The 6,960-nt window shown below is 73.5% G+C and carries 6 protein-coding genes and 1 pseudogene; 3 read left to right on the top strand and 4 right to left on the bottom strand.

Features of this window, described 5'->3' with window-relative positions:
- The coding region (locus D471_RS35785) for an ARPP-2 domain-containing protein (protein ID WP_040690852.1) at nt 1-301 on the bottom strand (301 nt) is incomplete at its 3' end.
- Nucleotides 298-1,725, bottom strand: coding sequence for a hypothetical protein (locus D471_RS0123505; RefSeq protein ID WP_017600887.1), 1,428 nt, complete (start codon nt 1,723-1,725; stop codon nt 298-300). The genes D471_RS0123505 and D471_RS35785, both read right to left, overlap by 4 nt.
- 356 nt (nt 1,726-2,081) lie before the next feature.
- On the opposite strand from D471_RS0123505, the gene D471_RS0123500 reads away from it, so the two are divergent.
- From D471_RS0123500 to D471_RS0123490, 3 genes are all read left to right on the top strand, one after another.
- A complete protein-coding gene (locus D471_RS0123500) occupies nt 2,082-2,972 on the top strand; it encodes an alpha/beta hydrolase (RefSeq protein ID WP_017600886.1) in 891 nt (296 codons plus the stop codon).
- A 178-nt stretch (nt 2,973-3,150) separates the two neighbouring features.
- Nucleotides 3,151-4,392: a PucR family transcriptional regulator gene (locus tag D471_RS35780; RefSeq protein ID WP_017600885.1), complete on the top strand. Its 1,242-nt coding sequence runs from the start codon at nt 3,151-3,153 to the stop codon at nt 4,390-4,392.
- Nucleotides 4,393-4,490: 98 nt separating this feature from the next.
- Nucleotides 4,491-6,056: a long-chain-fatty-acid--CoA ligase gene (locus D471_RS0123490; protein WP_017600884.1), complete on the top strand. Its 1,566-nt coding sequence runs from the start codon at nt 4,491-4,493 to the stop codon at nt 6,054-6,056.
- 45 nt (nt 6,057-6,101) lie between these two features.
- On the opposite strand, the gene D471_RS0123485 is transcribed toward D471_RS0123490, so the two are convergent.
- Nucleotides 6,102-6,611: a pyridoxamine 5'-phosphate oxidase family protein gene (locus D471_RS0123485; protein ID WP_017600883.1), complete on the bottom strand. Its 510-nt coding sequence runs from the start codon at nt 6,609-6,611 to the stop codon at nt 6,102-6,104.
- 88 nt (nt 6,612-6,699) lie between these two features.
- Nucleotides 6,700-6,960, bottom strand: a pseudogene (locus D471_RS35775) (Bcr/CflA family drug resistance efflux transporter); the annotation flags it as partial.

Below are 6,960 nucleotides of genomic sequence, written 5' to 3'. Positions count from 1 at the left end.
AAGTCAGCCGTACCCGCTCGTGCGGGGACCGCTCGCCGTCGTCCACGAACTGGGTGCCGTGGGTGGCGCTCGGCTCGGGATCGCCGCCCCAGGTCGCGACGTAGGCGTGGGGGACATAGGCCACGTACGCGCTCCGGCGGCCCGACCCCGCGACGGTCACGGGGGACTCGTTCACCCGGCCGTGCAGCCGCAGCCCCGGGACCGGCTCGGAGCGCAGCAGCGGAACCAGGCGGACGTTGCCCCACACCTGGGAGGGGCCCGTCACCAGATCCCCCAGGTCCAGGGCTTCGGTGGTGCTCACGCGGTCCCCAGGTAGGCGGTGACGGTGGTGTCCAGGTACGCGCGCAGGTCCGCCAGGCCCAGTCGCCCCTCCCCGAAACGCGCCAGCCCGACCAGTGAGGGCAGCGTGGCCGGGTCGCGCAGGCCCAGAGTGGGGACGGCGGGTGAGAGCGGGCGCATGCCCATCCCGTCGGCGTCGAACACCGGGTTCAGGTGCAGCATCGTCGTGGTCCGCTCCGGGTCGACCCGGGTCCGCCACACGGTGAGGGTCTCCGACAGCAGCTCGGGGTGGTCGTCGTGCCCGTCGGAGACGACCAGGACCCGCTCGGGCCGCCGGTCGAGCGCGTCCAGGACCGACTCGGCCAGGCGGGTGGGGCCGACCGGGCGCACGGTGAGCGCGTCGTGGTGCCCCGACACCCAGTGCGACGACGCCCCCGGGGACAGCGCCGCCACGAGGTGGTGGCAGGCCAGCGCGATCGCCAGCGGGTGGTTGCGTCGGACCGGGGAGCCGAACGAGGAGTAGCTGTCGTCGAGCACGACGGCGGTCGGCGGCCAGGTTCCGGCCGTCGGACCCGCCGCCCGCCGCGCCGAGCGGGCCAGCGCCTCCTCCAGCTCCGCGCGCCGCGCACGCCGTTCGGACAGCGGCAGCCCGAGGACGTACGCGCACAGCCGGAGCAGGGGCGCGGTGCCCGGGGCGAGGACGGGGCCGAGCCCGTGCTCGCGGGCCGTGGCGGTCAACCGCAGCCGCTCGGCGTGCGTGGTCCGCTCGCGGATGCCCTCCAGGAACCGATCCCGGGGGATCTTGTGGTGGGCGGCGAACCCCTCGGCCACCGTGTACGGCAGGTCGTAGAGGTCGCGGGCGGAGTGGTGGGCCGCCGAGTGCGCGCGCAGCAGGGGTGAGGCGTAGGGGTGCCGACGGCGCGCGGCGGGCCGCGAGAACAGGAAGTGCGCGACCTCCTCCGGCAGGCGCACGCGTGCGTGGCGGGTGGCCGTGCGCAGCCCGGACCGGTACTTCAGCGCGTCCAGGGCCAGGTCGGGCCGCGCGCCGATCCACGCGCTCATCGTCGCGCGCGTACGGCGGTTGTTGACGCGCCGCGCGGCCAACCCGGTGAACAGGCGGTAGACGCGCTGGGGCGGCATGAGCGCCAGACGGCGGCGGATGAGCGCGTTCTCCCGGGCGCGCTCGTGCGCGGGGGCGCCCGGCCGGGGGCGGGCGAGCAGGTTCCCGATGACCAGCGCCGCGTTGTGGTCGTTGACGTGCAGCGCCAGGGTCGCCGCGTACAGGTCGGGGAGGGTCTCGTGGACGTAGTCGTGCAGGAAGCCCAGGGACAGCCGCTGCTGTCCGGCCGAGGAGTGGAACTCGCGCTGGCCGGAGGAGGACATGGCGGCGCCTGCGAAGAGCAGCAGGTCCTCGCAGGCGAGCAGGTCGGCGTAGGTGTCGGTCATGGGGGGCTCCCGGGGAGGGCGGTGGGGGACGGGCCGGGGAGCGACGGCGCGAACGGCGTGAATGATGCTGAAAAGAGCAGTTCCCGGAAGTCGCGGCCTGAGTCCCACGGCCCGTCCGGCGCAGACGGTAGCAGGGGAGTCCGTCGGTCCGGAAACGGATATTCACCCCGAACGCCGTGAGCGGTCGGGACTCAGTCACTGTTCTCCCTCCCAACGGCGTGCGCGGGACGCTGTGAGACCGCACATGTGCCGGTGTGCCGCGGCCCGAGACAATGTCCGGAACGTTGACGGCCGGTGTCCGTGCGATGTCGCGCCTCCGGCCGCCATCCCCGGACACCCCTCGACAGGAGACCGCGATGTTCACCTTCACCAGCCGCGACGGCCTGACGGTCCACGTGCATGAGTGGGTCCCCGACGGGCCACCGCTCGGTATCGTGCAGATCGCCCACGGCATGGGCGAACACGCCGCCCGGTGGGAGCCGCTGGCGCGGGCGCTCAACGCGCGCGGCTACGCCGTCTACGCCGACGACCACCGGGGCCACGGGCGGACCGCGCACGCCGGCCCCGGTGTCCTGGGAGAGGACGGGTGGAACCTGCTCGTGGACGATCTGGCCGCGCTGTCCAGGATCATCGGCGGGCGCCACCCCGAACTCCCGCTGGTGCTGGTCGGACACAGTCTCGGCTCCTTCACCGCCCAGCAGTACCTGCTGGAGCACCCGGGGCTGGCCGACGGTGTCGCGCTGTGCGGCACCACGGCCGTGGATCTGCTCCTGGCCGACCTCGCCCAGGCCGGTCCGGACGTGATGGCCTCCCTGAACGCCCCCTTCCAACCGGCCCGGACCGGGGCCGACTGGCTGAGCCGTGACCGCGACCAGGTGGACGCCTACCTCGCCGACCCGTGGTGCGGCTTCTCCCTGGACGAGGAGGGGATGGGTGCGCTGGCCACGGCCGCCGCGACGCGCCTGGCCGACCCCTCCGACGCGCCCGGGGACCTTCCCCTGTACGTGTTCGTCGGCGACCGCGACCCGCTCAACAAGGGGTTGGAGTACAGCGACCGGCTGGTCGAGCGCTACCGCGCGGCCGGTGTCGCGCACCTGGAGTACCGGATCTACGACGGTGCCCGCCACGAGCTGTTCAACGAGACCAACCGCGACGAGGTCGTCGCCGACCTCGTCGCCTGGATCGACCGGGTCCGCGCCGGTGGGTTCGACGGGGACCGGGCGGGTGCCCACCGCTCCCGCGCGTGAACGCCCGGGGGGACGGCGCGTCCAGGGCTCCGGTGCCAGGGCCGACGGCCCGGGCGTCCTAGCATCGGAGGCGACCCGCGTCGCGTGACCGGTCCGACGCGTGAACAGCGTTCGGGCACGGCACGGCGACGCCAAGGGCACGGACGCGCGGGCGAGGACGAACGGTGGGGCGAACGTGATGGAGCCGGCTCTGCGGCATCTCGTCGACACGGTCGAGGCGTCGCTCGACCGGATCACGTACGAGGCGGTCGACCGCATATGGGAGCAGGTTCCGGCCTACCGCGCCAGTGCGGACCCCCACCTGCGCGACGACCTCACCCTCCACGTCCGACTGGTCTTTCGCGCCCTGCTCACCAGCGTGAAGGAGGGGCGCACGGCCCTGCCCCGCGACTTCACCGTCACCGGGGAGCAGGCGCGCAAACGCGTGCGGCAGGGCGTCTCCCTCCCGGACTTCCTCCAGGCCTTCCGCGTCGGCCAGCTCACCCTGTGGGAGGGCGTGAGCGCCGCCGCGCGCGCGGATCCGGACGCCCGCGAGGCCGCCATGTTCCTGGCCGGACGGGTGATGCACCTGATCGAGGTGGGTAGTTCCGTGGCGGCGGAGGCCTACCTGGACGCCCAGCAGCACGAGGTGGCCGAGCACGACCGCCTGCGCCGGGACCTGTTCGAGGACCTCCTCGCGGGGCGCGAGATCCCACCGGGGCCCAAGCGGTCGCTCCTGCGTACGGCCGGTCTCGAACCCGGCACGCGCTTCGCCGTCGTGTCGGCGCTCCCGGTCGGGCCGCTGGGGGATCGGTACACCCTGCCCGACGTCGCGGTGACGCTGCGCGGTGCCCTCGCGGTACGCGCTCCCGGTCTCACGATCGTCCGGCAGCAGGAGGTACTCGGCCTGGCCCCGGTGCACCCGGGCGCGGTCGAGACCGTCGTCGACCAGGTGCGCCGCGGTGTGTCCGATCTCGGGCGGGGCGGGGCCTCGCTGGCCGTGGGGTTCAGTACCGTTCACACCGGGGCCGCGGAGGTGCCGGACGCCTACGCCGAGGCGTGCGCGGCCCGGGACAGCCTCGGCGGCACGGCCGGACTGGTGGCGCTTCCCCTGGTGGCCACGTTCGACTACCTCATCCTGCGCGACGACGCCACGGTGCGGCGGCTCATCCGGCCGGAGCTGCGGCGTTTCGTCGAGGAGGACCTGTCCGGGGACGGGGCGCTCGTGGACACCGTCCTGGCGTACGCCGCGCACGACCTCCGGGCCAAGTCCATGGCCGAGGAGCTGCACCTGCACGTCAACACGGCCTACTACCGGCTGGACCGGATCGCCGAGCGGACCGGGCGCGACCTGCGACGCTTCGCTGACCTGCTCGAACTGGTGATCGCGATCCGGCTGCTGAGCGATCGGCGCCGACTGGGAGGCGGCACCCCGTTGTGAACGGCCCACCACGGGTCCTGTGGTTCGGGCACTACCGGGCGTCGGGTGACCGGCGTCATGGTGTCGTGTGAACCGCGGCACACACGGAAGGGCTCGACATGCTCAACCTCGCCATCCTGCTGGAGGACACAGCGCGCGAGCGGCCCGACAGGACCGCTCTCGTGCACGGGGATGTCCGGATCAGCTACGCCGAACTCGACGCGTGGGCCAACCGTGTGGCGAACGCGCTGGTCGCGAGCGGAGTGGAACCCGGGGACCGTGTCGCGCTGAGCTGCCCGAACCTGCCGTACTTCCCGGTCGCCTACTACGGGGTGCTCAAGGCCGGAGCCTCCGTGGTACCGCTGAACGTCCTGCTGACCGAGTCGGAGATCGCCTACCACCTGCGCGACTCCGGCGCCGGGGTCTACCTCTGCTTCGAGGGGACCCCGGAACTGCCGTTGGGGGAGCGGGGCACCGCGGCGTTCGAGTCCGTGTCCAGCTGCGAGCGCCTCGTCCTCATCACCGCGGATCCGGAGAGTGTTTCCCACCGAGCGGGCGTCCCCTCACTCGCCGAGTTCACCGCGGGCCACTCCCGGGATCGCCGCCCGGTGGCGACCGCCGAGACCGACACCGCCGTGGTCCTCTACACCAGTGGGACCACGGGGCGTCCCAAGGGGGCCGAGCTCACCCACAGCAACCTCGTCCACAACGCCCTCGTCGGCAACCGGTTGTTCGGCGAGTACGCCGACGACGTCCATCTGGTGGCGCTACCGCTGTTCCACACGTTCGCGCAGACCGTGCACATGAACGCGGGCCTCGCGTCGGGTGCCACCCTCGTCCTGACGGACCGCTTCGACCCGGAGCGCGCGCTGTCCCTGATGGAACGGGAGGGGGTCACCTTCTTCGCCGGGGTGCCCACCATGTACTGGGGACTCCTCCGGTGCGAGACCGCTGACCGGTTCGACCTCGCCCGTATCGCCACCACCATGCGCATCAGCGTCTCCGGCGGTGCGGCGCTGCCCATGGAGGTCCTGCACGGTTTCGAGGACCGGTTCGGCGTGGGGATCCTGGAGGGTTACGGGCTGTCGGAGACCAGCCCCCTGGCGACGTTCAACCGACCCGACCGGCCACGCAGGCCCGGGTCGGTCGGGGTCCCCGTCTGGGGTGTGGAGGTCGGAGTGGTCGGGGCGGACGGCGGCGAGGCGGCGGTCGGCGAACCGGGGGAGATCCGCGTGCGGGGGCACAACGTCATGAGGGGCTACCTGGACCGGCCCGAGGCCACCGCCGAGGCCGTCGACGCCGACGGTTGGTTCTATACGGGGGATATCGGCCGACGCGACGCCGACGGCTACCTCTACATCGTCGACCGCAAGAAGGACATGATCATCCGCGGCGGCTACAACGTCTACCCGCGTGAGATCGAGGAGGTCCTCATGACCCACCCGGAGGTCAGCCTGGCCGCCGTGGTCGGCGTGCCCCACCCCAGCCACGGGGAGGAGGTCCGGGCCCACGTCGTTCGCGCCCCCGGGTCCGCGCTCACGGAGGAGGGGCTGATCGCCTGGTCCCGCGAGCGCCTGGCCGGGTACAAGTACCCGCGTTCGGTGGAGTTCGCCGACGCCCTGCCGATGACCGCGACGGGCAAGATCCTCAAGCGCCGGCTCGCGGCGGCCCCGACGCTTCCCTGAACGGGTGGCGGCCCGTGCCTCCCGGCCCCGGACGGGACCGCGCCGTCAGGCGTCGAACCGCCACCGGGTGGGGCCGTGCGGAGCGTCGTCGGAGGGGAAGGCGTAAACCGTCGTCGGCACGATCGTGTACACCGCGTACGGCGGGGGACCGGCGGTCGGCGCGCCCTCCGCCCCGGTCAGGACGCCGTCACCGGCCTGAGGCGCCCACCCGTAGCGCTCGGCGTAGGCGCGGGCGACGCGGTCCGTCCGGGCACGGTCCAGGATCCGCTGGGCCGACCCCTCCACCACCAGGTCCATGCCGCCCGCCTGGAAGGCCAGGCTCACGTCCGGCGCGGCCGACAGCAGTCCCGTCTTGGCCGTGCCCTCACCCGAAGCGAACCACGGCTGGCCGGACACCCACACCGCGAGCACGGGCCGGGTGTGCGGTCGGTGGCCGGAGTGGGGCCCCGACAGCCAGTAGGTGCCGGTGTGGCTCTCCAGGAGGGGCAGCACCTCGGCCCACGATCCGGGCGGACCGCCCGTCAGGCCTTCGGCGCGGGGGGTCTGGGATGCCATGGTGACTCCTTCGTGGTCGCTCCGGCGTGCGCGCACCACGCTAGAACGTGGACGCGACACCGCCGGGGACCCGCGCCGGGTGCGCCGGTCAGCGCCCCCGCCGGTGGGTCAGGAACGCGGCGGCGGCGAAGACGGCGAGCGCGCCCGCGGCGGTGGCGATCATGACGGCGGCCATGCTCGACAGCGTCACGGGGCCGCCCAGGCCCGCCGTGGCCGCCAGCGCCGACCCCAGGCCGAACTGCACCGTCCCCAGCAGCGCCGACCCGCTGCCCGCGACGCGCGGCGGCTGGCCGGACAGGGCGAGCGCGGTCGCGTTCGGGGAGACCAGGCCGGTGCAGGCCATCATCGC

The organism is Nocardiopsis lucentensis DSM 44048 (assembly GCF_000341125.1).
Lineage (GTDB): Bacteria > Actinomycetota > Actinomycetes > Streptosporangiales > Streptosporangiaceae > Nocardiopsis > Nocardiopsis lucentensis.
Note: the sequence above shows the minus strand (reverse complement) of the source record. Positions and strands in the feature narration are given on the sequence as shown.

Coding starts and splice junctions, on each gene's coding strand:
- D471_RS0123505 (WP_017600887.1), bottom strand. CDS start 1,725: ATGACCGACACCTACGCCGACCTGCTCGCCTGCGAGGACCTGCTGCTC.
- D471_RS0123500 (WP_017600886.1), top strand. CDS start 2,082: ATGTTCACCTTCACCAGCCGCGACGGCCTGACGGTCCACGTGCATGAG.
- D471_RS35780 (WP_017600885.1), top strand. CDS start 3,151: ATGGAGCCGGCTCTGCGGCATCTCGTCGACACGGTCGAGGCGTCGCTC.
- D471_RS0123490 (WP_017600884.1), top strand. CDS start 4,491: ATGCTCAACCTCGCCATCCTGCTGGAGGACACAGCGCGCGAGCGGCCC.
- D471_RS0123485 (WP_017600883.1), bottom strand. CDS start 6,611: ATGGCATCCCAGACCCCCCGCGCCGAAGGCCTGACGGGCGGTCCGCCC.